Raw genomic sequence first — 24,621 nt, 5'->3', positions numbered from 1 at the left:
TCGATGGAGTTTTCCACGCTGCAGTATCTGCACGGGCGTCCGGCGGCGACCGGAGTGCTCAAGGCTTTCGCCGAGGATTTTTTTGTCGCAGAGGATCTGGGATTCGCCCCGGACGGCGAGGGTGAGCATGTGCTGGTTCGCCTGCGTAAAGAGGGGTGCAACACCCAGTTTGTGGCGGAGAACCTGGCTCGCTTTGCCCGTATCGCCGCGCGCTCGGTCAGCTACGCCGGGCTGAAGGATCGTCATGCGGTGACCGAGCAGTGGTTCTGCCTGCATCTGCCGGGGCGCGATACCCCAGACTTCAGCCAGTTTGTGCTGGAGGGGTGCCAGGTTCTGGCCGTGACCCGTCATCGGAAGAAGCTGCGTATCGGTACGCTGCGTGGCAACCAGTTCCGCCTGGTGCTGCGCCATATCAGCGATAGCGCCGAGGTCGAAGAGCGTCTGCGCCGGGTGGCGGCACAGGGCGTGCCCAACTATTTCGGCGAGCAGCGCTTTGGCCGCGGCGGCAACAACCTGCAGCAGGCGCGTCGCTGGGCCGCCGATCAGATTCGGGTTAACGAGCGTGCCAAGCGCGGCTTCTATCTCTCCGCGGCGCGCAGCGCGCTGTTTAATCGGCTGGTGAGCGAGCGGCTGGCGGCGGGCTGTTTTTCTCGGGCCCTGGCTGGCGACGCGCTGCAGCTGACCGGGCGCGGCAGTTGGTTTGTCGCCCAAGAGGCGGAGCTGGCGACGCTGCAGCAGCGGCTGGACGCCGGCGAACTGCGCATTACGGCGGCGCTGCCGGGCGACGGTGACGGCGGCGTCGGCGGCGATGCGGCGGAGTTTGAACGTCGAGTGCTGTCTGAGTATGCTGATCTGCAGGCCCTGCTGACGCGAGAGCGGGTAGAGCCGGCGCGCCGGGCGGTGCTGCTGCAGCCGCAGGCGATGGCCTGGAACTGGTGGGATGACGCCACCGTCGAGCTGACCTTCGATCTGCCCGCCGGTAGTTTCGCCACCAGCGTGGTGCGTGAACTGTTCTGTCAGGAAAACCCCGATGCGGATCTTGCTGAGTAATGATGATGGCGTAACGGCTCCCGGTATTCAGACGCTGGCGGCGGCGCTGCGTGAGTTTGCCCAGGTGCAGGTCGTCGCCCCGAACCGCAACCGCAGCGGGGCCTCCAATGCCCTGACGCTGGAGTCACCGCTGCGCAGCGAAACCTTGGCCAACGGCGACATCAGCGTGATCGACGGCACGCCGACCGACTGCGTCTATCTGGGGGTCAATGCGCTGATGCGCCCGCGCCCGGATATCGTGATCGCCGGCATCAACGCCGGTCCTAACCTGGGCGACGACGTGATCTACTCCGGCACGGTGGCGGCGGCGATGGAGGGGCGTCATCTGGGCTTTCCGGCGCTGGCGGTGTCGCTGGACGGCGAGCGCCACTATGACACGGCGGCGGCGGTGACCTGCCGACTGCTGCGTATGCTCTCCGATGCGCCGCTGCGCAGCGGGCGCATCCTGAACGTGAACGTGCCGGACGTTCCGCTGGCGGCGATCCGCGGCTGGCGCGTGACCCGCTGCGGCAGTCGTCATCCAGCGCAGACGGTGATCCATCAGCAGGATCCGCGCGGTAAGCCGCTGATGTGGATCGGCCCGCCGGGGGCCAAACAGGACGCCGGCGAAGAGACCGATTTCGCCGCCGTGGCGGCGGGCTATATCTCCGTGACGCCGCTGCAGGTGGATCTGACCGCCCACGGCGCGCGTGAGCGGTTGGCGGAGTGGCTGGGCCGGGTGGATAAGGGCGGTGCGGCATGGTAGACGTCGATCGCCGGGTTCTGCTGCTGATCCAGCAGCTGATGCGTCAGGGAATCCGCGATGAGGCGGTGCTGAAGGCTATCGCCTCGGTGCCGCGCGAACGCTTTATCGATGAGGCCATGTCCCATAAGGCCTATGACAACACGGCGCTGCCGATAGGGTTAGGACAGACCATCTCCCAGCCCTATATGGTGGCGCGGATGACCGAGCTGCTGGCGCTGCAGGCAGCCTCGCGGGTGCTGGAGATCGGCACCGGCTCCGGCTATCAGACGGCGGTGCTGGCGCACCTGGTGCCTCATGTCTATTCGGTCGAGCGGATCAAGAGCCTGCAATGGCAGGCTAAACGGCGTCTTAAGCAGCTGGATTTACACAATGTATCGACCCGCCACGGCGATGGTTGGCAGGGCTGGGCGTCGCGCGGCCCCTTCGATGCCATTATTGTGACCGCCGCCGCCCCGGAGATCCCGCCGGCGCTGCTGGCGCAATTGGCCGAGGGGGGACGCCTGGTGCTGCCGGTCGGTGAGCAGTCCCAGCCCCAGTTTTTACGGCGTATCCAGCGGCGCGGCGACGAATACCTGGTCGAATCGATCGAACCGGTGCGCTTTGTCCCGCTGGTGAGCGGCGAGCTGGCTTGACGGGGTAATGGCACGCCTCGCCGTGCAGGGCGGCGCAATTGCCGTTATGCTGAGATACGGATGATCGGCGGCGGAGCGCGCCGTAGACTTTCCCTGCGCGTCCTGCCGAGGCGAATAGGGATAATTCTTACTTAATCCGTATTTGACCTGCGGGCGCTTTTTAGTGTCCAATCCCTGCCTTAGGGTATGAATAAAATAATTGGCTGAGCGATATCAATGCCTTTCGGCCAGCGCAGGCCGATGCTAATCCGGCGTTTTCCGGGTATATCGAATGACTTATTTAAGAGAAGAATGCTGTCATGGGGGAGTCATGAGCATGGGAAGCCCAATGATTAAATGGCGCCGGGTGGCGATGTGTACGCTGGTTACAATGTGGCTGGCGGGGTGTAGCAGTAGTGATAATTCCGCACCGATAAGCTCTGTAAATGGCTCGGGCGGCGGCCGCATGCTCTCTTCCGGCGGTCATGTGCAAACGGATGCCAGCGGGCATATTGTGTATAACCGCAGCTACCAGTCGATTCCCAAGGGGAGCTATAACGGCGAAGCCTATACCGTTAAGCGCGGCGATACGCTGTTTTATATCGCCTGGATCACCGGCAGCGATTTCCGCGATCTGGCCGCACGCAATAATATTCAGGCGCCTTATAGCCTGAATGTCGGGCAGGTTATTCGCATCGGTGGAAACGGTGGCAGCGGCGGCGGTATGTTGGCCTCCAATAATATTGTTCCCGCTCAGCCAAGCAGTGCACAAATTCAGACGACGAATGTTGATTCTACATCAGCCAGCGCGTATTCTGACCCTTCGGGTAAACAGAATGTAGGCAGAATGTTGCCTGCAGCCGGGGCGGCAAGCGCTGCGCCCGCCGTTTCCGCATCGTCATCCAGCTCGGCGCCGGTAGGGACTTGGCGCTGGCCGACTGACGGTAAGATTATCGAAAACTTCTCGTCGGCCGAAGGGGGCAACAAGGGGATCGATATCGCAGGCTCGCGTGGGCAGCCGGTGCTGGCCACCGCCGATGGGCGGGTGGTCTATGCCGGTAATGCGCTGCGCGGCTATGGAAACCTGATCATCATTAAGCATAATGATGATTACCTGAGCGCCTACGCCCATAACGACACCATGCTGGTCCGGGAGCAACAAGAGGTGAAGGCGGGTCAAAAAATTGCCACCATGGGCAGTACCGGTGCCAGCTCAGTTAGATTGCACTTTGAAATTCGTTACAAGGGAAAATCCGTAAACCCGCTGCAATATCTGCCGCAGCGATAGTTTGAGCAGGATCGCTGTATCCTGCTCGCAAATCACGGGTAGGGTACAGCTATGAGTCATACTACGCTGAAAGTTAACGAATTACATGATGAAGTCGAGTTGGAGGATGGCGTTGAGGACGGTTTTGACGAGAAGGCCCTCGTTGAAGAGTCCATGGAAAATGACATTACCGATGATGAATTGCTGTCTCAGTCTGTTTCACAGCGCGTTTTGGACGCCACGCAGCTCTATCTTGGCGAAATCGGCTATGCGCCGCTGCTGACGGCAGAGGAAGAGGTTTTCTTCGCTCGCCGCGCTCTGCGCGGGGATGAGGCATCGCGTAAGCGGATGATCGAAAGCAACCTGCGGCTGGTGGTGAAGATCTCCCGTCGCTACAGCAACCGCGGCCTGGCGCTGCTGGATCTGATCGAAGAGGGTAACCTGGGTCTGATCCGCGCGGTCGAGAAGTTTGACCCGGAGCGCGGCTTCCGCTTTTCGACCTACGCCACCTGGTGGATCCGTCAGACCATTGAACGGGCCATCATGAACCAGACTCGCACCATTCGCCTGCCTATCCATATCGTTAAAGAGCTTAACGTCTATCTGCGTACCGCCCGCGAACTCTCTCATAAGCTGGACCATGAGCCGAGCGCGGAGGAGATCGCCGAGCGGCTGGAGAAGCCGGTGCATGACGTCAGCCGCATGCTGCGCCTTAACGAGCGGATCACCTCGGTGGATACCCCGCTGGGCGGTGATTCGGAGAAGGCGCTGCTGGATATTCTGACCGATGAGAACGAAAGCGGGCCGGAGGATTGCACCCAGAACGACGACATGAAGCAGAGCATCGTCAAGTGGCTGTTTGAGCTGAACGCCAAGCAGCGCGAGGTGCTGGCGCGCCGCTTTGGCCTGCTGGGCTATGAGGCCGCCACGCTGGAGGACGTCGGGCGAGAGATTGGCCTGACCCGTGAGCGGGTGCGTCAAATTCAGGTTGAAGGGCTGCGGCGCCTGCGTGAGATCCTGCAGATGCAGGGGCTGAGTATCGAAGCCCTGTTCCGCTGAGCGATGCGGTCAAAAAAAACGGTGAAGCCTTGCTTCACCGTTTTTTTTATCGCTACAGCATCCCCTTGAGGCGATAGAGCCAGTCCAGCGCCTGGCGCGGCGTCAGCGCATCGGGATCGATCGCCGTCAGCGCCTCCAGCGCCGCCGACGGCTCCGCCTCGACCAGTAGCGGTAGCTGAGCGCTGTCTGCCTGGCTCTGGCTGCCGTGCTGCGACAGGGTTTCCAGCTCGCGCAGTTTCTGGCGCGCGCGCTTGATCACCTCGCGCGGCACCCCGGCCAACGCGGCCACCGCCAGCCCGTAGCTCTTGCTGGCCGCGCCGTCCTGTACGCTGTGCATAAAGGCGATGGTCTCGCCGTGCTCCAGCGCGTCCAGATGCACGTTGTAGACCCCCTCCAGCTTCTCCGGCAGGGTGGTCAGCTCAAAGTAGTGGGTGGCGAACAGCGTCATCGCCTTGATGCGGCTGGCCAGGCTTTCGGCGCAGGCCCAGGCCAGCGACAGGCCGTCGTAGGTGGAGGTGCCGCGGCCAATCTCATCCATCAGCACCAGGCTGTGCTCGGTCGCGTTGTGCAGGATATTGGCCGTTTCGGTCATCTCCACCATAAATGTAGAGCGGCCGGAGGCCAGATCGTCGGCGGCGCCGACGCGGGTAAAGATGCGATCGACCGGGCCGATAACGGCGCGCTGCGCCGGGACAAAGCTGCCGATGTGCGCCATCAGCACGATCAGCGCCGCCTGGCGCATATAGGTACTCTTGCCGCCCATGTTGGGGCCGGTGATCACCAGCATGCGCCGTGCGCTGGATAGGGTCAGCGGGTTGGCGATAAAGGGCTCTTTGAGCACCTGCTCCACTACCGGGTGGCGCCCCTCTTCGATATTGATCCCGGCGCGTTCGCTCAGCTGTGGGCGGACGTAGCCGTAGCGGTCGGCCCGCTCGGCCAGGCCGCTCAGGACGTCCAGCTCGGCCAGCGCCGTCGCGCTCTGCTGCAGCTCCGCCAGGTGCGGCAGCAGCAGGTCGAACAGCTCGTCATACAGCTGCTTCTCCAGCGCCAGCGCCTTGCCCTTCGAGGTCAGTACCTTATCCTCATACTCTTTCAGTTCGGGGATAATGTAGCGCTCGGCGTTTTTCAGCGTCTGGCGGCGAACGTAGTGGATAGGCACCAGGTGACTCTGTCCGCGGCTGACCTGAATATAGTAGCCGTGCACCGCGTTAAAGCCGACCTTCAGGGTATCCAGCCCCAGCTTCTCACGTTCGCGGATCTCCAGCCGATCGAGGTAGTCGCTGGCGCCGTCCGCCAGAGCACGCCATTCGTCGAGCTCGGCGTGATAGCCGCTGGCGATCACGCCGCCGTCGCGCACCAGCACCGGCGGCGTGTCAACCAGCGCCCGCTCCAGCAGTTCGCACAGGGCATCGAAGCGGCCCGCCTGACGCGCCAGCGGCGCCAGCGCCTCACCGCCGCGCTCGCCGAGCAGGGTTTGTAGGGTTGGCAGCTGTTGGAAGGCGACGCGCATGCGCGCCAGATCGCGCGGACGGGCGCTGCGCAGCGCCAGTCGGGCCAGAATGCGCTCCAGATCGCCGACCTGGCGCAGCAGGGGCTGCAGCTCATCAATCAGCGGCAGCAGCGCCTCGATAGCGTCCTGACGCCGCTGCAGCGCCTGGCGATCGCGGATCGGCATATGCAGCCAGCGTTTGAGCATTCGGCTGCCCATCGCGGTGACGCTGGCGTCCAGCACCGCCGCCAGGGTGTTCTCTTGGCCACCGGCCAGATTCTGGGTCAGCTCCAGATTGCGGCGGGTGGCGGCGTCCATAATGATGCCGTCCTGCTGGCGCTCCATGGTGATGGCACGGATATGGGGCAGCATGGTGCGCTGGGTGTCTTTGGCATACTGCAGCAGGCAGCCGGCGGCGCGCAGCGCCAGGGGAGCCTGTTCGACGCCAAAGCCGCTCAGATCGCGGGTGCCGAACTGCAGGTTGAGCTGCTGGCGGGCGGTCTCTAGCTCGAACTCCCACATCGGGCGGCGGCGTAGTCCACGGCGCTGCTCGATCAGCGCCATGGCGGCAAACTCTTCTGGATACAGCAGCTCCGCCGGATTGGTGCGCTGCAGCTCCGCGGCCATGCTATCGGCGTCCTGCGGCTCAGCGGCGCGGAAGCGTCCAGAGCTGATATCCAGCGTGGCGTAGCCAAAGCCGTTGGGCGACTGCCAGATCGCCGCCAGCAGGTTGTCCTGCCGCTCGCTGAGCAGCGCCTCATCGCTGACGGTGCCCGGCGTCACGATCCGCACCACCTTACGCTCTACCGGCCCCTTGCTGGTGGCGGGATCGCCAATCTGTTCGCAGATGGCCACCGACTCCCCCAGCTGCACCAGCTTGGCCAGGTAGTTCTCTACCGCGTGATAAGGCACGCCGGCCATCGGGATCGGCTCCCCGGCGGAGGCACCGCGTTTGGTCAGGGAGATATCCAGCAGCTGTGACGCACGGCGGGCATCGTCATAAAACAGTTCGTAAAAGTCTCCCATCCGGTAAAACAGCAGGATGTCGGGGTGCTGCGCCTTGAGGCGCAGATACTGCTGCATCATTGGGGTGTGAGCGTCAAGATTGTCCGTGGTGGTCATAGGTCTGCGTATCCGTGTGATAGAACCGGCCTGACGGGAGAGCGGCGGACAGGTGTGCCCGCGACCGGGCATGCCCAGGCCAGAAAACCGTTAACTGAGCATGATAACCAACTCTTTCGGGCAGGGGAACCGCGAGCGCGTTTTGCGGGGCGCCCGCGGCGATCAGGCCGGCGGCGTGCGGCGGCGTTTGATGGCAAAGGGCGGCGTACGCAGCAGGGAGGCGGAGAGCTGTAGCCACTCGCGGGTGCGGGTCAGCCCTAGCTTATGCAGCGCGGAGCGGCGCTGACTGTAGAGGCTTTTCACGCTGACGCCGTGCTGTTGGGCCATAGTCGGCAGCGAGGCGCCCTCGGCGCTCCATTTCAGCACCCGCAGCTCCCGTTCGGTGAGATAGGGGCGCACGGCGATCCGCTCCGCCGTGGGGCGGATGTCGAGCCAGTGGGCCAGGTGCAGCAGCCACTGGGTCAGGTTAAGACGGTCATACCAGACGGCGTCGAATCCCATCGCCAGCAGCAGACGCTCCAGGCCGGGATGACGGGCATCCAGTACGGCCAGCAGCTGCAGCCCCGCGGGATGGCGTCGTCGTAGACGGGCGACCAGCTGACTCAGTTCGCTAAGGCGCTGGCTGTTCAGCGCGCCGGTACAGACGATGGCCCTCGTCGGTCCGGCGTCCTGCCGATCGTGGCTTAGCGCCTGTAGGGAGGGGAGCAGGTGCGTTTCCAGATACGGAGCCAGCAGGGCCGCCAGTCCCTGGGCAAAAAAGGGGCAGGGGGCGACGATGTAGACGCGGTGGGGCCGCTCGGGTAACGCCTGTGGGGATATCGTTGGCCGCATGGCGCCTCCGCGCTAGGCTGACTGGGAGCCCATTAAGTGTAGGCACTGCGGGTGGGCTGTCCATTCGGCGTGGGGAGGCGAGGGATAAACGCGCCCGACTCAGCGGAGCCGGGCGACGGTGGATTAGTGCGCCGCGTTGCCGGCAGGTTTAATCTGACCTTTGATATCCATAACTTTCTTCTGCGGGTGCTGCTTGCAGACTTCCATCACCTGAGGCACGGCGACGGTTTCGACCTCATTCCAGTCGACGTAGTCACCGCCTTTATAATCGGTATCTTTATTGAGCATCCAGAATGCGACCGGCGTCATCGCCTTAGGATTCAGGTTCACAAACTCTTTGCAGGTCATGTTCTGCGGCGTGGTTTCCGTGGCGGCTTGGGCCAGGCTGGCGCAGCCCAGCGTCAGGGTGCCCAGAACCGCGGCGAGTAGCGTCATTTTCATTACTGTCACTGCCTCACTTAATTGATCGATAAATAGAATATGCATTTTGTATTACATATTTTACGCCATCTTGCCAGCAACGCGGGGCCTTTTCAAGGGGAGCCCGAGGCGCGCGCCGAGCTGCCGGAAAACGCGCTATTAGCACTATAGTCGCGAATGGCGTACGGCGGCGCAAAATCTGCCGGGGTATCGGCTCTAGGTCGATCGGGGTATCCATCGCTGTTTACTGCGTCGCGCTCTGAGCAAGAAAACGCCGTTATTTCGCTAGCGCCGGATTGATTCGTCATTGCTATCTCATCGATAGGTAAATAAAGCGGCGAGATGACTGAATTGTTGCTGCATCTGGCCGATATAGCGTAGTTACGGATAACTATTCCAGAGCGATGTCGGTATTGATGCGGTTGGCTACCGGGGTGGCGCTGGGGTTACCCCACGACAGGATAACGATAAAACCTATTTAGCCGATGCGTGGTCGGCATTTTATTTGAGGGAAAGTCATGTTGGCGGCAGTACGCAGTTATTTTCAGCGAGTGACAATTGGGGGGCGGATCGTCATCTGCTTTGGCGTGGTGCTGGTACTGGTGCTGCTGCTGGCGTCGGTCAGCGTGTGGCAGGTCGGTAAGATTAAAAGCTCGCTGGAGCAGATTAACGATGTGAATAACGTGAAGCAGCAGCTGGCGGTGGATCTGCGCGGCAGCGTACACGATCGCGCCATTGCGCTGCGCGACGTCGTGCTGGTCGAGCCGGGCGCACTGGCGCCCATCGTGCGAGATATTAGCCGCCTGGGGGGCGACTATCAGCGGGCCTGGCAGCATCTGGAGCAGCTGCGCAGCGGCAGCGCCGGGTTCAGCGCAGAGGAACAGCGGGTCTATAGCGAACTGGCGGCGACGGAGTCTCAGACCCTGCCGCTGATCGCACAGGTGATCGCCCTGCGCGAGGCGGGGCAGCGCGAGCAGGCGTCTCAGCTACTGCTGCAGCAGGCCGGCCCCCGCTTTGTGACCTGGCTGAAACAGATCAATGCCTTTATCACCATCGAGGATGGCTATAGCAACGCGCAGACCCAGGTTGCGCGCGGGGTCTCCGAACACTTTCGCTTTCTGATGCTGGCGCTGGCCGCGCTGGCGGTCATCACGGTGGTGCTGATCGCTATGTCGATCCGGCGCACCATCAGCGGTACGCTGGGCGCCGAGCCGGTTGCCCTGCGTCGCCTGATTAACGCCATTGCCGCGGGCGATCTGCAGTATCGATTGGCGATAGCGCCGGTGCCGGCGGGCAGTATTCTGGCGGCGACCCAGGAGATGCAGCGGGCGCTGACCGATCTGCTGGGGCAGGTGAAAACGTCGGTACAGCAGGTTTCCGGCGTCAGCCAAGGCTTGACCGGCGGCAGCGGCGATCTGGCCGCCCGCAGCGACAGTCAGTCCTCGTCCATTCAGCAGACGGCGGCGGCGATCGCGCAGTTTGCGGCGGCGGTAAAGCGTAACTCCGAGAACGCCGGTCATGCGGACAGTCTGGTGGCCGATGCCGGCGAGCAGGTGGCCGAGGGCAGCCGGGTGATCCATGCCGTGGTGGCGGATATGGAGCACATCATCAAGGATTCGGCGGAGATCTCCGATATTACCCGCATCATCGAGTCCATCGCGTTTCAGACCAACATCCTGGCGCTGAACGCGGCGGTTGAAGCGGCGCGGGCCGGCAGTCAGGGGCGTGGCTTTGCCGTGGTGGCCGCAGAGGTTCGCTCTCTGGCCCAGCGTTCGTCGGTCGCCGCCCGCGATATCGGCCAGCTGTTGGCCCGCTCGGTACAGCGGGTGCGCAGCAACGCCCACTCCGTTGACAGCGCCGAGCGCTGTATGACCCAAATTGATGCGTCGATGCAGCAGGTGAAACGCGCGGTGAATCTGATCAGCGCAGACTCCGCCGAGCAGGCCGGAACGGTGGATGGGGTCGTCAGCGCGGTGGCCTTCATGGACAGCGGTATCCGCCAGAACGCGGCCCTTTCAGAGCAGTTGGCGGGCGATGCCCGCGCGCTGGAGGAGCACGCGCGGTCACTGCACGGCACCATCGCTCAGTTCCGTATCTGATTCCTGAACGCCCGTTCGGGTACGATGTCGCCGTCCCGCGTTGCGGGCGGCGAATAATTTTATTCCTCGCTATTGTTTCCTTTCTTATCTATTAGTTAGCGTTATTTTTCTCATCATTATCTTAATCATTCTATAAATAATTAATGTTAATAATTTGCCTGTTTACCTATTTTGGCGATCACTTAAGGAGGAATAGGGAACGGGCGGCGCATAACGACGGCGGCCCTTTTCTCCTGAGTCTGTCTTTTGGTCATCAGCGATTTACCATTTGGGAGAGAGATAATGAAAAAAGGTACTGATACCCGTGGGGGATATTTGGATTCCCGCTTTGGTTCAGAGGCTATTCGCACGGCGGCAGAGGCACACCATTTTCCTCAGGGAGAAATGCGCGAAGACATTGCTTTCCAGGTTATTAACGATGAGCTGTTTTTAGACGGCAATGCCCGGCAAAACCTGGCGACGTTTTGTCAGACCTGGGATGACGACTATGTACACCGCCTGATGGATATTTCGATCAATAAAAACTGGATCGATAAAGAGGAGTATCCGCAGTCGGCGGCGATCGATCTGCGCTGCGTCAATATGGTGGCCGATCTGTGGCATGCGCCGCGCCCGGCGGATGGACAGGCCGTCGGTACCAATACTATCGGCTCCTCCGAGGCCTGCATGCTGGGCGGCATGGCGATGAAGTGGCGCTGGCGCGCCAAGCGTCTGGCGCAGGGAAAATCGGTGGATAAGCCCAACATGGTGTGCGGGCCGGTACAGGTCTGCTGGCATAAGTTTGCCCGCTACTGGGATGTCGAACTGCGCGAGATCCCGATGGCGCCCGGCAAGCTGTTTATGGATCCGGAGCGGATGATCGCCGCCTGCGATGAGAACACCATCGGCGTCGTGCCGACCTTTGGCGTTACCTACACCGGTAACTATGAGATGCCTGACGTGCTGCACAAGGCGCTGGACGATCTGCAGGCGCGTACCGGGCTGGATATCGACATGCACGTCGACGCCGCCAGCGGCGGCTTCCTGGCACCGTTCTGCGCCCCGGATATCGTCTGGGACTTCCGTCTGCCGCGGGTGAAATCCATCAGCGCATCCGGCCATAAGTTCGGCCTGGCGCCGCTCGGCTGCGGCTGGGTGGTGTGGCGTGACGCCGCCTCTTTACCGGACGATCTGATCTTTAAGGTGGACTATCTGGGCGGACAGGTTGGCACCTTTGCCATTAACTTCTCCCGTCCCGCGGGTCAGGTGATCGCGCAGTACTATGAATTCCTGCGTCTGGGACGCGAGGGCTACACCAAGGTGCATACCGCCAGCTATCAGGTGGCGCAGTTCCTGGCGGCGGAGATCGCTAAGCTGGGACCCTATGAGTTTATCTGCAGCGGCGATCCGCAGCAGGGTATTCCGGCGGTGTGCTTCCGCATTCCGGCTGGCAAGGCGCTGGGCTATAGCCTGTACGATCTCTCCGAGCGCCTGCGCCTGCGCGGCTGGCAGGTTCCGGCCTTTGCGTTGAACGGTGAAATGTCCGACGTGGTGGTGATGCGCATCATGTGCCGCCGCGGCTTTGAGATGGATTTTGCCCAGCTGCTGATGGAGGACTTCCGCGCGGCGCTGGCCTATCTTAAGGCCCATCCGGCAGTGGCCAATGTGGCGCATCAGAACAGCTTCAAACATTCCTGAGGCGCCTGTCCACCCTTGACGTAAGGAGTGACTATCATGGCTACAAAATCGACCGCCGCCTCACCCGTGTCGGTGAAGAAACTGAGTATCATGACTCTGGCGATCATGAATATCGTCGCGGTGGTCAGCCTGCGCGGGCTGCCGGCAGAGGCGGAATATGGGCTGAGCTCCATTTTCTACTATCTGTTTGCGGCGATCTTCTTCCTGATCCCGGTCTCGCTGGTCGCGGCCGAGCTGGCGACCGGCTGGCCGGAGAAGGGGGGGATATTCCGCTGGGTTGGCGAGGCTTTCGGACCGCACTGGGCTTTCCTGGCGATGTGCATGCTGTGGATTGAGGTGACGGTATGGTTCCCAACGGCGCTGACCTTTGGCGCCGTCTCCCTGGCGTTTATCGGCCCCGATCAGCGCTGGGATGAGGCCCTCTCCGCCAATCGCTTCTTTATCTTGCCCATTGTGCTGTTCATCTACTGGCTGGCGACCTTTATTGCCTTTAAGGGGGTGAATACCTTTGCCAAGGTCTCCAAATGGGGGGGGATGATAGGCACCATCATTCCGGCGATTATCCTGATCGTGCTGGGATTCTCCTACTTGATAGGCGGCGGTACGCCGCAAATCACCCTCAGCTGGGATCAGGTGGTACCCGACTTCACCAACTTTGACAACGTGGTGCTGGCGGCCAGTATCTTCCTGTTTTACGCCGGGATGGAGATGAACGCCATTCACGTGAAGGATGTGGACAACCCGCAGCGCAATTACCCCATCGCCATCATGCTGGCGGCGCTGGGGACCGTGGTGATCTTCGTCTTCGGGACCCTGGCCATCGCCTTTATCATTCCCCAGTCCGATATCAACCTGACCCAGAGTCTGCTGGTGGCCTTTGACGACATGTTCAAATGGGCGCACGTGGAGTGGCTCGGGCCCGTGATGGCCTGCGCGCTGGCGATTGGCGTACTGGCGGGGGTGGTGACCTGGGTCGGTGGCCCCAGTACCGGTCTGCTGGTCGTGGCGAAGGCGGGTTACCTGCCGCGCTGGTGGCAGCACACCAACCAGAATGGCATGGCGACCCACATCCTGCTGCTGCAGGCGGTGATCGTTACTATCCTGTCGATTCTGTTTGTGATCCTGCCGTCGGTGCAGGCGACGTATCAGATCCTCAGCCAGCTGACGGTGATCCTGTATCTGATCATGTACATCCTGATGTTCTGTGCGGCGATTTATCTGCGCTACAGCCAGCCTAACCGCCCGCGGCCCTATCGGATCCCCGGGGGCGCCATCGGCATGTGGATTATCGGCGGCGCCGGGCTGGTCGGCTCGATCCTCGCCTTTATCCTCAGCTTCGTGCCGCCGAGCCAGATCGCGGTGGGAAGCCCGATGGAGTATGTCGGCATCCTGATCGCCCTGTCGCTGTTCTTCTGCCTGGTGCCGTTCGTTATCTATGCCATCCGTAAACCACACTGGCGTGATGACAACAGCGACTTTGCGCCGTTCACCTGGCAGGTCGAGGGAGGGCATCCGGGCATTCCGACGGACTCCTCCGCCCACCCCAGCGTGCTGGCGGCCCAGGCACAGCAGACTGCCGCGGCGCCCGGCAATAAACCGCCGACGTCACCGGTCTGATCCCGTCCGTAAGACATTGGGCAGGGCATAGGCCCTGCCTACACTTTAACCCGGAGTGGTATCAGGAGTTATATCATGACGTTAGATGCACAGAGATTGCAGCAGGCCGTCGATGCGGCCCATGCACAGTATGCGACGCTGGCCGGGGGAAAAAACGCGGACTACATCCCCTATCTGGCTAGCGTGCCGAGCCAGCTGGCGGCGGTGGCGGTGGTCACGCGCGACGGCGCGGTGTACTGCGCCGGCGACAGCGACTACCGTTTCGCCCTGGAGTCGATCTCCAAGGTGTGTACCCTGGCGCTGGCGCTGGAGGACGTGGGGCCCGAGGCGGTGCAGGAAAAGATCGGCGCGGACCCGACCGGTCTGCCGTTCAACTCGGTGATGGCGCTGGAGCTACACGGCGGCAAGCCGCTGTCACCGCTGGTCAATGCGGGGGCCATGGCCTCGGCTAGCCTGATTAAGGCCGACAACCGTGAGCAGCGCTGGCAGCGTATTTTGGCCATTCAGCAGCAGCTGGCCGGCGAGACGGTGGCGCTGTCGGACGAGGTGAACCAGTCGGAGCAGACCACCAACTTTCACAACCGCGCCATCGCCTGGCTACTCTATTCGGCCGGCACCATGTACTGCGATCCGATGGAGGCCTGCGACGTGTATACCCGCCAGTGCTCCACGCTCATTGATACCGTTGAGCTGGCGACGCTGGGCGCCACGCTGGCGGCGGGCGGGGTCAATCCGCGCAGCGGGCGGCGGGTGCTGCAGGCCGACAACGTGCCCTACATTCTGGCGGAAATGACCATGGAGGGGCTGTACGGACGATCCGGCGACTGGGCCTACCGCGTCGGTCTGCCGGGCAAGAGCGGGGTCGGCGGTGGGATCCTGGCCGTGGTGCCGGGGGTGATGGGCATCGCGGCCTTTTCTCCGCCGCTGGATGAGGCGGGTAACAGCGTCCGCGGGCGAAAAATGGTGGCGGACGTCGCCGCACGGCTGGGCTATAACCTGTATAAGGCCTAAATACGATGAATGCGGGCGATGGCGACAACGAGAAACCCCTGGGGCTGTGGCATGTGGTCGCCATCGGCATCGGGGCGATGGTCGGCGCGGGGATCTTCGCGCTGCTGGGGCAGGCGGCGCTGCTGATGCGCTCGTCGACCTGGCTGGCCTTTGTCTTTGGCGGCGTGGTGGCGATGTTTTCGGGCTACGCCTACGCCCGCCTGGGGGCCAGCTACCCCAGCAACGGCGGCATTATCGATTTCTTCCGCCGCGGGCTAGGCGACGGGCTGCTGACGCTGTCGCTGTCGCTGCTGTATCTGGTGACGCTGGTGCTGACCATCGCCATGGTGGCGCGAGCGTTTGGCGCCTATGCCGCCGATCTGCTGCATGACGGCAGCCAGGATCAGCGGGTGATCCTGAGCTATGCGTTGGGGGTGATCGCGCTGATGGCGCTGTTCAACGCCCTGAGCAGCCATGCCGTCGGGCGGCTGGAGGTGGTGCTGGTGGCCATTAAGCTGGGGATCCTGCTGGTGCTGATCGCCGCCGGAGTATGGGCACTGCACCCGGCCTCGCTGACGTTGACGTCGTCGCCCGGCGGTGGCGCCTTCTTTTCCGCCATCGGCATTACCTTTCTCGCCTACGCGGGCTTTGGCATGATGGCCAACGCGGCCGATAAGGTGCGCAGCCCGGCCACCACCATGCCGCGGGCTTTCACGCTGGCCATCGGCGTGACGGCGCTGCTGTATGTGACGCTGGCGCTGGTGCTGGTCAGCGATGTGCCGGCGGCGCAGCTGGAGCGCTACGCCGATACGGCGGTGGCGCAGGCCGCCTATCCGCTGCTGGGGCGGGTGGGCTATACCATCGTGGCGATCGGCGCGCTGCTGGCGACGGCCTCGGCGATCAACGCGACGCTGTTTGCGGCCTTTAACATCATGGCCAGCATGGGCAGCGAGGGCGAGCTGCCGGGGGCATTCCGCCGCCCGCTGTGGCGCCAGAGCACGCCCGGCAACCTGACGGTGGTGGCGTTGATTATGCTGATAACGCTGCTGCTGGATCTCGGCGCGCTGGCCAACGTCGCCAGCGCAACCTTTCTGTTCTGCTATCTGGCGGTCTTTGTGGTGGCCTGGCGCCTGCGCCGGGAGATCGGCGCCGCCGCGCCGCTGCTGCTGTGCGGGGCGCTGGTGATGCTGCTGGTGATCGTCGGCTTTCTCTTTAGTCTGTGGCAGCAGGGCGGGCCGGCGCTGCTGTGGGTACTGGGCGCGCTGTTGCTGAGCCTGGCGCTGGCGCTGCTTTTCCGACGGGGACGGACGGTATGGAAACATGGCTGATTCATTTTCTGCTCACCTATGTCACCTTCCTGTCGATGTTTTGTCCCCCGGCCACCATCACGGCAGCGACGATCCTGCTGGGCCAGACGCCGCCCCATACGCTGCGCCAGCTGGCCTGGAAGGTGGCGCTCGAATATGTGGCGGTGATGCTGGTCGCTATCTGGATCGGGAACTACCTGCTGATGGCGCTGGGGCTGAACGCCCACGCGCTGACCGCGACCGGCGGCGCGGCGCTGCTGTTTCAGGGCTGGCCGCTGATGACCAAGGGGACCAAGGCGGAGCCGGCGCGGATGGTCGTCACGCCCGATGCCCGCCCCAACGTGCAGGATATGGTGCTGGTGCCGCTGCTGTTTCCGCTGACCATTGGCGGGGGAACCATCGCCGTCGGCATTTCGTTGGCCAGCCATGACGGCTCTCTGGCGGGCCTGCTGCAGCTGTCGGCGGTGATTCTGCTGATGGCGCCGACCATTGCCCTGACGTTTCTGGCGGTCGGCCCGTTGCACGGGCGCCTCTCGAGCGGGGCGATCGATGCCATGGCGCGCATCGCCGGCATCGTTTTGGTGACGCTGTCGCTGCAGCTGCTGGCCTCTGGACTGACGCAGCTGGTGCTGCAGTATGGCCTCGCGAAGTAGCCGATGGCGCTGTGCACGGACGGGGGAGGGGAGAGTGCGGGGCGATGGCGGCGAGCGGCCGCGATCCTCAACGCTTGACTGAATACCGGCACGCGCGCGGGGCGCGCGCCGGTGGGATGGGCCGTTAGAAGCGGGCGCCTACGAGAAGGGCCGCGTTGCCGCCGCCGCGCTTATCGCCGACGGTGCCGTCGGCGCGCAGCGCCAGCGACCAGGCGCCGTAGCCGACGCCCAGCTCTGCGCCGCCGCGCAGCTGGTTATCGCCGCGGACGTGGACGATCGGATCCAGCGTCGCGCTGCCCAGCCGCAGATCCGCCCGGCTATTTTTATCGCCCAGACCATAGCGGTATTCGGCGAACAGCCGCGGCGCTATCTGCCAGTCGCCGAGGCTGATGCGATAATCGCTGTCCAGGCGCAGGGCTATATCGTTACGGCTATCGCTGAACTGGGCGACGTCGAGAGCCAGCGTATCGTGTCCCGACTCGCGGAACGCGTCCTGACGCAGATAGCTGCCCTGCAGCGCCAGCGACGGCGTCAGACGCCATGCCGAGCTCAGATTGGCTTCATAGCCGACCGTCAGCGCATAGCTGTAAAGCCACCCGTCACTGTCTGCCCGCGCCTGTCCCAGGCTTCCCATCTGCCGGCGAGGCTCATACTGACTCCAGCCCAGCCCAGCGCTCAGAGAGACAAAGGGGGTATTGCTCTCCGCCGTCGTCTGCGGGCGGTAGGTGAGGGCGAGCGTCAGACTGTTGACATCCACATCGGCCTCGCTGGCGCCGCTGCTCAGCGTGCCGTAGGTTTTCGCCAGCTGACCGTACAGCGTCAGAGCATCGGCTACGCCGGCGCCCAGCCCCAGTGCGATGCCGGAGGTCTGCCCCTTACTGCCCGCGCCGCCGTTGCCGCCGTCATAGGTGCGGTTGTCGGCCAGGTAGTTCAGGTAGACATCCAGGTCGCCCTCCTGCAGACGCACGCTGCGTTCGCGAGCCTGCAGCGTGTCGTTGAGCATCCCCGGGACCTCCAGCAGATAGTTAAAGGCATCGATATGCAGCGCGCTGCCGGGGATATGGCTGACCCGGGTGGCGCTCAGCGCGTTGATGTCGACGCTGGCCTGGATGCCGGCGGGGGTTTTGACCTGCATCTGCGCCCCGTCAATCGCGACCAGCAGCGTATTCTCCGGCGCGGCGCGGTTGGCGATATCCCGTACCAGCAGGGCATCCTGGGTCAGGGTTATCGGTTTGCCGGGATCGAGGATGCGCGGCTCCGTGAAGCGCTCCAGACGGGGAGTGCCGCTGGCGTCAGGGAGCAGGAGATAGGTGGGATCGCTGGGCACCTCGACCCTGCCGGTGACCAGCGCGGGCAGTGGGGTACCGGCGCTGACCAGCAGGCCGTCGCCGCGCAGTCGGTAGCCCTGCGGGGTAACGACGGCGTTTGGCGTCAGGCGCCAGTCGCCGACCTGCATCTCGGCCCCGCGCAGGGTAACGCTATCCCTATTCTGCACCGGCAGGGCGAAGTCTGCCTGATAGCCGTTGGCGAAGGTATAGCGGTAGGCTTGGATCAGCGGGCGCAGCGGCGGCGGAACATCGCGACTCAGCAGCGCGACGTCGGAGACGCTGCCGTCCGCCATGACCTGATAGACATTGAACGGGTTCACCGCGCCGTAGTGGACGTTCGCGATGGTGTGTGGGGTCCCGTTGGTGGGGGCGGCGCTGACAACCTTGAAGCTGCCTTCATCCTGGATGAGCTGCAGACAGTGGCTGTCGCGACAGGAGGGGGTGTAGATGTATAGGCTGTCGGTAAACCGATAGTCTGGCGTTATCTGCCCGCGCAGGGTGACGTCGCGGCTGTTTTCGTCCAGCACGAAAATATCGTTGCCGTTGCTCAGGGCGATGTCGCCGTACAGCGCGCTGTTGAAGCTGAGCAGGAAGTCATCTCCCGCGGTCTGGGTGATATTACCGCCCACCAGGCTGTTGTTGAGGATCAGCGTCGGCACGTTGGTAAAGGCGCTGGTCAGGGTGGAGAAGACCCCGTCGTTGAGACGGGCGGCCAGGTTAGCCGCATGGTCCAGGATCACCGCGCTTTGGCTAAACGCCTGACGCTGCCCGCTGTCGTAGCCCGCGTCGGTCAGCAGGTTATAGGCATTATTGTTGCCATGGTAGATCCCGTGGGCGCTGACGCCGTCGCCGAGCGCGAGGTTCAGCGAATTCTGCAGCAGTAGCAGGTTGTCCTGACTGCTGGCGTTTTGGAATACCCCATAGGCGGCCAGGGCGTCGCTGTAGGCCAGATTGATGCTGTTGTTTAGGCGCAGCGAGTTATGGTCGGCGGAGGCATCCAGCCAGATCCCGGCGGCGTAGACATTGGCGCTCTGCGCTGGGGCCGCGCTGCGGCGGTAGATGCCGCCGTTGACGACGTTCTCCAGCGTCACGGCGTTGTCTTCTTTGGTGATAAACAGCCCCGGGTTCATGCTGCGCGCCGGCTGGCGCGTTTTCAGATCGGCATCCACATCGTCGTCGCCGTGCGCCGGTTGGTTCACGGCCAGATTCACCCGGTCGCTCAGGGCCAGCGTACTGCCTTTATGGGCCGCCATCCGCGCGCTTAGCGCTTTCTCTGTGAGGTAGTAGCGGTCGATATGGGGCGGATTCTGCGCCTGTCGCCAGCGGGCGGTCACCAGCCCGATGCGCGCCTGTTGGCGCAGCGCGTCGCGATCGGGAGGGGTATTGTCCAGCGCCTCGATATCCCACGTCAGGTGGAAACCGGTCAGATAGGCGCTGCCGTCGCGGTCGGCATAGACATACTCATCCTGATTATCGCGCAGGTAGCCCGGCGCGTCGGAGGCGATAATCGCGCCGGAGCGCTGCGGTCCGGCGGTTTCGGCCTTGACTACTTCGCCCTCGTTGCGCGGCAGCGTGACCGGCAGTGCGCCCACCGGGTTGACGTTGCCGGCGATGACGTCCACCACCGCCTCGGAGAGGGTGGCGAAGCTGGCGGTCAGGGCGGCGGCGCCCGGCTCCAGGTTCTCCAGCAGCCACGGCTGAGCGAGATTGAGGTTGACGATGGTCGGCACCTTGGCCTGGATCAGGTTGATTCGGTCGATGTCGATGCCGTTATGGTCGTCGATCTGCAGGTTATAGACGAACTCGGCGCTCTGTTCGAACAGCCCAACGCCATCCGACGGCTTGACGAACAGCAGGGCGTACTCGGCGCTGTCGATATCAAAGGTGACGTTAAGCCAGGGCGCCTGGCGTTTTATGGCCTGGTACAGCGTCAGGGTGTCCGTCGCCCGCTGCGCCTCGGCGTCGCGCGAGAAGAACTCGATGTAGACCGGCGCATCGCCGATCTTTGCTTCGGTCAACGGCAGCAGATTGCCGCTGTTCTTCAGCACCACGACCGACTTCTGATGGGCCTGATAGGCGGCCTGCTGGCGCTCGCGCTCATTGAAGATCGCCACGGCGCGCTGCGGATCGCGGTAGGGATCCTCAAACAGCCCCAGATGGAACATCTCCGTCAGCAGCCGTCCGGCGGCCTGATCCAGTACCCCCTGGCGGAAGGTATCTTCCGTGGCAAAGGCGTCCCGGAACAGGAATACGTCGGAGAGATCGCTGAACACGTCCACGCCGTTGGCGGCGCCGAGGGCGACGCGCTGAGCCAGCGTGGCCGCCTCTAGCCCCCAGGCCATGCCGGTCAGAATACCGGAATCGCTGTTGATATAGCCGGTAAAGCCGAGCTGATCGCGCAGCAGACGGTCGATCAGCTTGTGGCTATAGGCAAAGCCCAGCTCTTCGCTAAACCCGTTCTCCAGGAATTTCTCCGGGCTCTTCTTGGCCAGATACAGCGGATCATAGATACGGTTGCCGAAGCGGTCGCGGGTAAACAGGGTCGAGCCGTCGCCGGCGTCATTGACGATCTTCTCCGCCTCGGGAATATCGCTGAGATACAGCTGAGGCAGGCTCATGGCGTCGCTGGGACGCGCATAGTAGGGCATGATCGACGAGGTGCCGGCATCGACGGCGGCGATAAAGCCGGGCAGATGGTAGCGATACAGGCTGTCTTTGGTCGGGTAGGGGGAGTATTGACCGTAGACATAGTGGGGATCGGTGCCGCGATCGCGGGCGCCGCCGCCGGGGAAATGTTTGGTGGTCATGGCGATGCCATGGTTGCCTAGCGTATCCCCCTGGAAGCCGGTGACGATCTGACGTGTGGCCTCGGCGACGATCTCCGGGCTATCGCCAAAGGTGTCGGCCAGCCGAAACCAGCGCGGATCGGTGGCGGTATCCGCCATGTAGCCATACATTTTGCGGATTCCGGTGGCGTCCCACTCCTGCGCTGCCTGACGCGCGAAGGTCAGCAGCATATCGCTGGGGGCGTTGAGGGTCTCCATTTCGCCGATAAAGGCGGCGCCCATGCCGAGGGTGCTGGGCCACAGGGAGAAGGTTCCAGAGGACTCCTGCAGGCCAAAGCCGACGTTGTCGGTATTGTGGTTGCGCGGGTTCGAGGTGACCACGACGGGGATCCCGAGCGTGGAGCCCTCCGCCACCTGCTGCAGGGCGTTGGTCCAGATAGCCAGCGTCAGCGGATCGGCGTTGCTGCGATCGATCATAAAGCGCACTTTCCAGTCGAGGATCCCTTCGGTCGCCGGCGCGCTGCGTTCAATGACCGGCTTTTCAAAGAACTCAAAGCTGTCGCCCGGGGCGCTGAATACGTTGCTGGTGGCTTCCCGATAGCTTTCACACAGAATACCGTTGGCGTTGGCCGTGCTACAGTTACCCGCCGAGCCTAAATACTGTGAGCCGATGACCATCAGTCCCAGCTTATCCTCATTACGCATTTGACTCAGCAGATCGACGGCGCGCAGCGCGACGGGCCTGCGCCAGTCTTCATAGATATCCAGCGTGCCGTTTTTATTGGCGTCTTTAAAATAATAGGTATTAGTTGCATCATTAAGCGTAATAATAGGTGTCGTACGGGTGGAGAGGCGGGGCTGATCGGCGGCGGCCCAGCGGGGCGATATGACGCCGATGCCGAGCAGCATCGCGATAGAGAGTGCGAGCGTAGACCGGCGGAAAGCCATATTCCGTTTTTTCTTCATAGCGGTGTCCTTGCGTTAATGTGGAATAAAACGCGACACACATAGGCTCGGCCCGACGGTAGGGGCGTCAGCGGCTTTATGGTTATGGTATTTCTTTGACTTCTTCTTCGAGATTAATGTTGTGTCAACCGCTAATTAACATGTTTTCGCTGCGTCGTTTTTAAATTTGACGTTATTGTGTGAGCAACCTAACGGGAATATAGAGATTATTTTTTGAGGGTATTTCTAATATTTGCACATTGCCTTGCGGAATATAATATCTATATATTCTATTGAGCTTATTTATTTACTTTCACTATTTTAACGCGCTCCTCGCCGTCGGGGTCTCCCGCGGCAGAACGTGCTACTATGCCGTCAGCCCCGCTATGAACCAAGGAGTCGCTATGGAACAATCGCTCACGACGTTAAGCCGAGAGGTGGGCGAACGTCTGCGCGCGCGCGGGGAGCAGGTCACCTGTGCCGAATCCTGCACCGGGGGGCTGATCGCCAAGCTGTTGACCGATATCGCCGGCAGCTCGTGCTATTTTGAGCGCGGCTTTGTCACGTACAGCAACCGGGCTAAAGAGGAGATGCTGGGGGTGGCAGGCGGCGTGCTGGCGCAGCATGGCGCGGTCAGCGAGCCCGTGGCGGCGGCGATGGCCGTCGGCGCGCTGCGCGCAGCGCGGGCCGATCTGGCCGTGGCGGTGAGCGGTATTGCCGGGCCCGACGGCGGCAGCGCGCAGAAACCGGTCGGCACCGTCTGGTTTGGCTTTGCCGCCCGCGGCGGAGAGCCCCTGTGCCTGTGCCGGCATTTTACCGGCGATCGGGATGCCGTACGGCGGCAGGCGGCGCAGTTTGCGCTGCGGACGCTGCTGGAAAAATTTCTTACGTGAGCCTTGATACTGTATGAGCATACAGTATAATCAAGGTCAATTTCAGATTTGCTATGCGTGGAGTAAACGGATGGACGAGAACAAACAACGTGCCCTGGCTGCGGCGTTAGGCCAGATTGAAAAGCAGTTTGGTAAAGGTTCTATCATGCGTCTGGGGGATACCCAAACGCTGGACATTGAGTCCATTTCAACCGGTTCTCTGAGTCTGGACGTGGCGCTGGGCATCGGCGGTCTGCCGATGGGGCGCGTCGTTGAGATCTTCGGGCCGGAGTCCTCCGGTAAAACCACGCTGACCCTGTCTGTCATCGCGCGCGCTCAGGCGGCGGGGAAGACCTGCGCCTTTATTGACGCGGAACACGCGCTGGATCCGATCTATGCCGCCAAGCTGGGGGTCAACGTCGATGATCTGCTGGTGTCGCAGCCGGATACCGGTGAGCAGGCGCTGGAGATCTGCGATGCGCTGGTGCGCTCTGGCGCCGTCGATGTGATCATCGTGGACTCCGTGGCCGCCCTGACGCCGAAGGCGGAGATCGAGGGCGAAATGGGGGACTCTCACGTAGGCCTGCAGGCGCGTCTGATGTCGCAGGCGCTGCGTAAGCTGACCGCCAATATCAAAAACGCCAACTGTCTGGTGGTCTTTATCAACCAGATCCGCATGAAGATCGGGGTGATGTTCGGTAACCCTGAGACCACCACTGGCGGTAACGCGCTGAAGTTTTACTCCTCCGTGCGTCTGGATATCCGTCGCATCGGCGCCATCAAAGAGGGCGATGAGGTGGTCGGCAACGAGACCCGCGTCAAGGTGGTCAAGAACAAGGTGGCCCCGCCGTTCCGCCAGGCTGAGTTCCAGATCCTGTACGGCGCCGGTATCTCCAAGGAGAGCGAGCTTATCGATCTGGGCGTTAAGCACAAGCTGCTGGATAAGTCCGGAGCTTGGTACAGCTACAATGGCGACAAGATCGGTCAGGGTAAAGCGAACTCCATGAAGTTCCTGCAGGAGAATACGACGATCTCCGCTGAGCTGGAGGGCAAGCTGCGTGAGCTGCTGCTGAGCCACGCCGCGGCGACCGACGCCGAGCGCGCGGGTGCTGAGCGCGAAGATGACGCGGCGACGGATGATGAAAACTTCTAATCCCGCCGGTCACGGGCGCGGCGCGGCGAGGTCTGCGTGAGCGACGCGCTTAACCGGGCCATGCGTCTGCTGGCCCAGCGTGATCACAGCGAGAATGAGCTGCGCCGCAAACTTGCGGCGCAGGGCGTTTCTGAGGCGGATATCGCGTTGACTATCGCCCACTGTCAGCGCTATCAGTGGCTGGACGATGCCCGCTTTGCCCAGCGCTATATTGACTCCCGCAGCCGTAAAGGCTATGGCGCGCAGCGCATTCGTCAGGAGCTGGGGGTGCGCGGCGTGGCGCGCGATCTCATCCAGCAGGCGCTGGCCGAGTGTGAGATCGACTGGAGCGCACAGGCGCGCCGTGCGCTGGAGCGCCACTTTTCCCTACCGCTCTCTCCCGATTGGGCCGCTCGGGCCAAAGTGCAGCGCTATCTGCTGTATCGCGGCTTCTTTTCGGAGGAGATCCAGGATGCCCTGCGCGATTTAACTTCGTGAACGCACGCGGCGTTTTACTTCGGTGAGAAGAAATTTTATCTTAGTGTCACTTTGTGTTCGTGAGCGGGCGTCGGCAGCGGAATGCGGGCTGTTTTGTTCACGGACTGTTCTTCTAGCCAGACT

18 protein-coding genes are annotated in these 24,621 nt (G+C 62.5%); 14 read left to right on the top strand and 4 right to left on the bottom strand.

Annotation, left to right across the window (positions count from 1 at the left end; translation table 11 throughout):
* Window positions 1-3: 3 nt before the first annotated feature.
* The 5 genes from truD (at window position 4) to rpoS (ending at window position 4,732) form a co-directional block, all read left to right on the top strand.
* On the top strand, window positions 4-1,050 hold the full coding sequence (truD, locus tag L1P05_RS13835) for a tRNA pseudouridine(13) synthase TruD (RefSeq protein ID WP_012849700.1): 1,047 nt from the start codon (window positions 4-6) through the stop codon (window positions 1,048-1,050).
* On the top strand, window positions 1,031-1,795 hold the full coding sequence (surE, locus tag L1P05_RS13830) for a 5'/3'-nucleotidase SurE (RefSeq protein WP_012849699.1): 765 nt from the start codon (window positions 1,031-1,033) through the stop codon (window positions 1,793-1,795). The genes truD and surE overlap by 20 nt, the downstream gene beginning before the upstream one ends.
* Window positions 1,789-2,427: a protein-L-isoaspartate(D-aspartate) O-methyltransferase gene (locus L1P05_RS13825; protein WP_012849698.1), complete on the top strand. Its 639-nt coding sequence runs from the start codon at window positions 1,789-1,791 to the stop codon at window positions 2,425-2,427. The genes surE and L1P05_RS13825 overlap by 7 nt, the downstream gene beginning before the upstream one ends.
* A gap of 328 nt (window positions 2,428-2,755) precedes the next feature.
* Window positions 2,756-3,694, top strand: a complete 939-nt coding sequence (gene nlpD / locus L1P05_RS13820; protein ID WP_078057757.1) for a murein hydrolase activator NlpD — start codon at window positions 2,756-2,758, stop codon at window positions 3,692-3,694.
* 51 nt (window positions 3,695-3,745) lie between these two features.
* A complete protein-coding gene (rpoS, locus tag L1P05_RS13815; RefSeq protein WP_012849696.1) occupies window positions 3,746-4,732 on the top strand; it encodes an RNA polymerase sigma factor RpoS in 987 nt (328 codons plus the stop codon).
* 52 nt (window positions 4,733-4,784) lie between these two features.
* Here rpoS and mutS read toward each other — a convergent pair whose 3' ends face one another.
* From mutS to hdeB, 3 genes are all read right to left on the bottom strand, one after another.
* The gene (gene mutS, locus L1P05_RS13810) at window positions 4,785-7,343 is read right to left on the bottom strand and encodes a DNA mismatch repair protein MutS (RefSeq protein WP_012849695.1); all 2,559 of its coding nucleotides are present in this window, start codon (window positions 7,341-7,343) and stop codon (window positions 4,785-4,787) included.
* 162 nt (window positions 7,344-7,505) lie between these two features.
* A complete protein-coding gene (locus L1P05_RS13805; protein WP_012849694.1) occupies window positions 7,506-8,174 on the bottom strand; it encodes a helix-turn-helix transcriptional regulator in 669 nt (222 codons plus the stop codon).
* A gap of 123 nt (window positions 8,175-8,297) precedes the next feature.
* On the bottom strand, window positions 8,298-8,615 hold the full coding sequence (hdeB, locus tag L1P05_RS13800) for an acid-activated periplasmic chaperone HdeB (RefSeq protein WP_015462241.1): 318 nt from the start codon (window positions 8,613-8,615) through the stop codon (window positions 8,298-8,300).
* A gap of 497 nt (window positions 8,616-9,112) precedes the next feature.
* Between hdeB and L1P05_RS13795 the strand changes: the two genes are divergently transcribed.
* From L1P05_RS13795 to L1P05_RS13770, 6 genes are all read left to right on the top strand, one after another.
* On the top strand, window positions 9,113-10,693 hold the full coding sequence (locus tag L1P05_RS13795) for a methyl-accepting chemotaxis protein (protein ID WP_012849692.1): 1,581 nt from the start codon (window positions 9,113-9,115) through the stop codon (window positions 10,691-10,693).
* 282 nt (window positions 10,694-10,975) lie between these two features.
* Window positions 10,976-12,370, top strand: a complete 1,395-nt coding sequence (gene gad / locus L1P05_RS13790; RefSeq protein ID WP_012849691.1) for a glutamate decarboxylase — start codon at window positions 10,976-10,978, stop codon at window positions 12,368-12,370.
* A 36-nt stretch (window positions 12,371-12,406) separates the two neighbouring features.
* A complete protein-coding gene (gene gadC, locus L1P05_RS13785) occupies window positions 12,407-13,987 on the top strand; it encodes a glutamine/gamma-aminobutyrate antiporter GadC (protein WP_012849690.1) in 1,581 nt (526 codons plus the stop codon).
* A 75-nt stretch (window positions 13,988-14,062) separates the two neighbouring features.
* Complete coding sequence (gene glsA / locus L1P05_RS13780; RefSeq protein WP_012849689.1) at window positions 14,063-14,998, top strand: glutaminase A; 936 nt, start codon at window positions 14,063-14,065, stop codon at window positions 14,996-14,998.
* A gap of 5 nt (window positions 14,999-15,003) precedes the next feature.
* Window positions 15,004-16,305 (top strand): APC family permease, encoded by a 1,302-nt coding sequence (locus tag L1P05_RS13775; protein ID WP_012849688.1) that lies wholly within the window; start codon window positions 15,004-15,006, stop codon window positions 16,303-16,305.
* Complete coding sequence (locus L1P05_RS13770) at window positions 16,290-16,937, top strand: MarC family protein (RefSeq protein WP_012849687.1); 648 nt, start codon at window positions 16,290-16,292, stop codon at window positions 16,935-16,937. Before L1P05_RS13775 ends, L1P05_RS13770 begins: the two co-directional genes overlap by 16 nt.
* A gap of 124 nt (window positions 16,938-17,061) precedes the next feature.
* Here the strand turns inward: L1P05_RS13770 and L1P05_RS13765 are convergent, their stop codons facing one another.
* On the bottom strand, window positions 17,062-22,017 hold the full coding sequence (locus L1P05_RS13765) for an autotransporter domain-containing protein (RefSeq protein ID WP_012849686.1): 4,956 nt from the start codon (window positions 22,015-22,017) through the stop codon (window positions 17,062-17,064).
* Between the two features lie 383 nt (window positions 22,018-22,400).
* Here L1P05_RS13765 and pncC point away from each other — a divergent pair, with 383 nt between their 5' ends.
* From pncC to recX, 3 genes are all read left to right on the top strand, one after another.
* Window positions 22,401-22,889 carry a nicotinamide-nucleotide amidase gene (gene pncC / locus L1P05_RS13760; RefSeq protein ID WP_012849685.1) on the top strand — a complete coding sequence of 163 codons (489 nt, stop codon included), beginning with the start codon at window positions 22,401-22,403 and terminating at the stop codon, window positions 22,887-22,889.
* A gap of 70 nt (window positions 22,890-22,959) precedes the next feature.
* Window positions 22,960-24,021: a recombinase RecA gene (gene recA / locus L1P05_RS13755; protein WP_012849684.1), complete on the top strand. Its 1,062-nt coding sequence runs from the start codon at window positions 22,960-22,962 to the stop codon at window positions 24,019-24,021.
* 36 nt (window positions 24,022-24,057) lie between these two features.
* Window positions 24,058-24,498 (top strand): recombination regulator RecX, encoded by a 441-nt coding sequence (gene recX / locus L1P05_RS13750; RefSeq protein ID WP_012849683.1) that lies wholly within the window; start codon window positions 24,058-24,060, stop codon window positions 24,496-24,498.
* Window positions 24,499-24,621 lie beyond the last annotated feature (123 nt).

Origin of the sequence: Edwardsiella piscicida, assembly GCF_021733145.1 — a bacterium.
GTDB classification, from domain to species: Bacteria; Pseudomonadota; Gammaproteobacteria; order Enterobacterales; family Enterobacteriaceae; genus Edwardsiella; species Edwardsiella piscicida.
The sequence above is the reverse complement of the archived record's forward strand: the minus strand, read 5'-3'. Positions and strand labels throughout refer to the sequence as shown.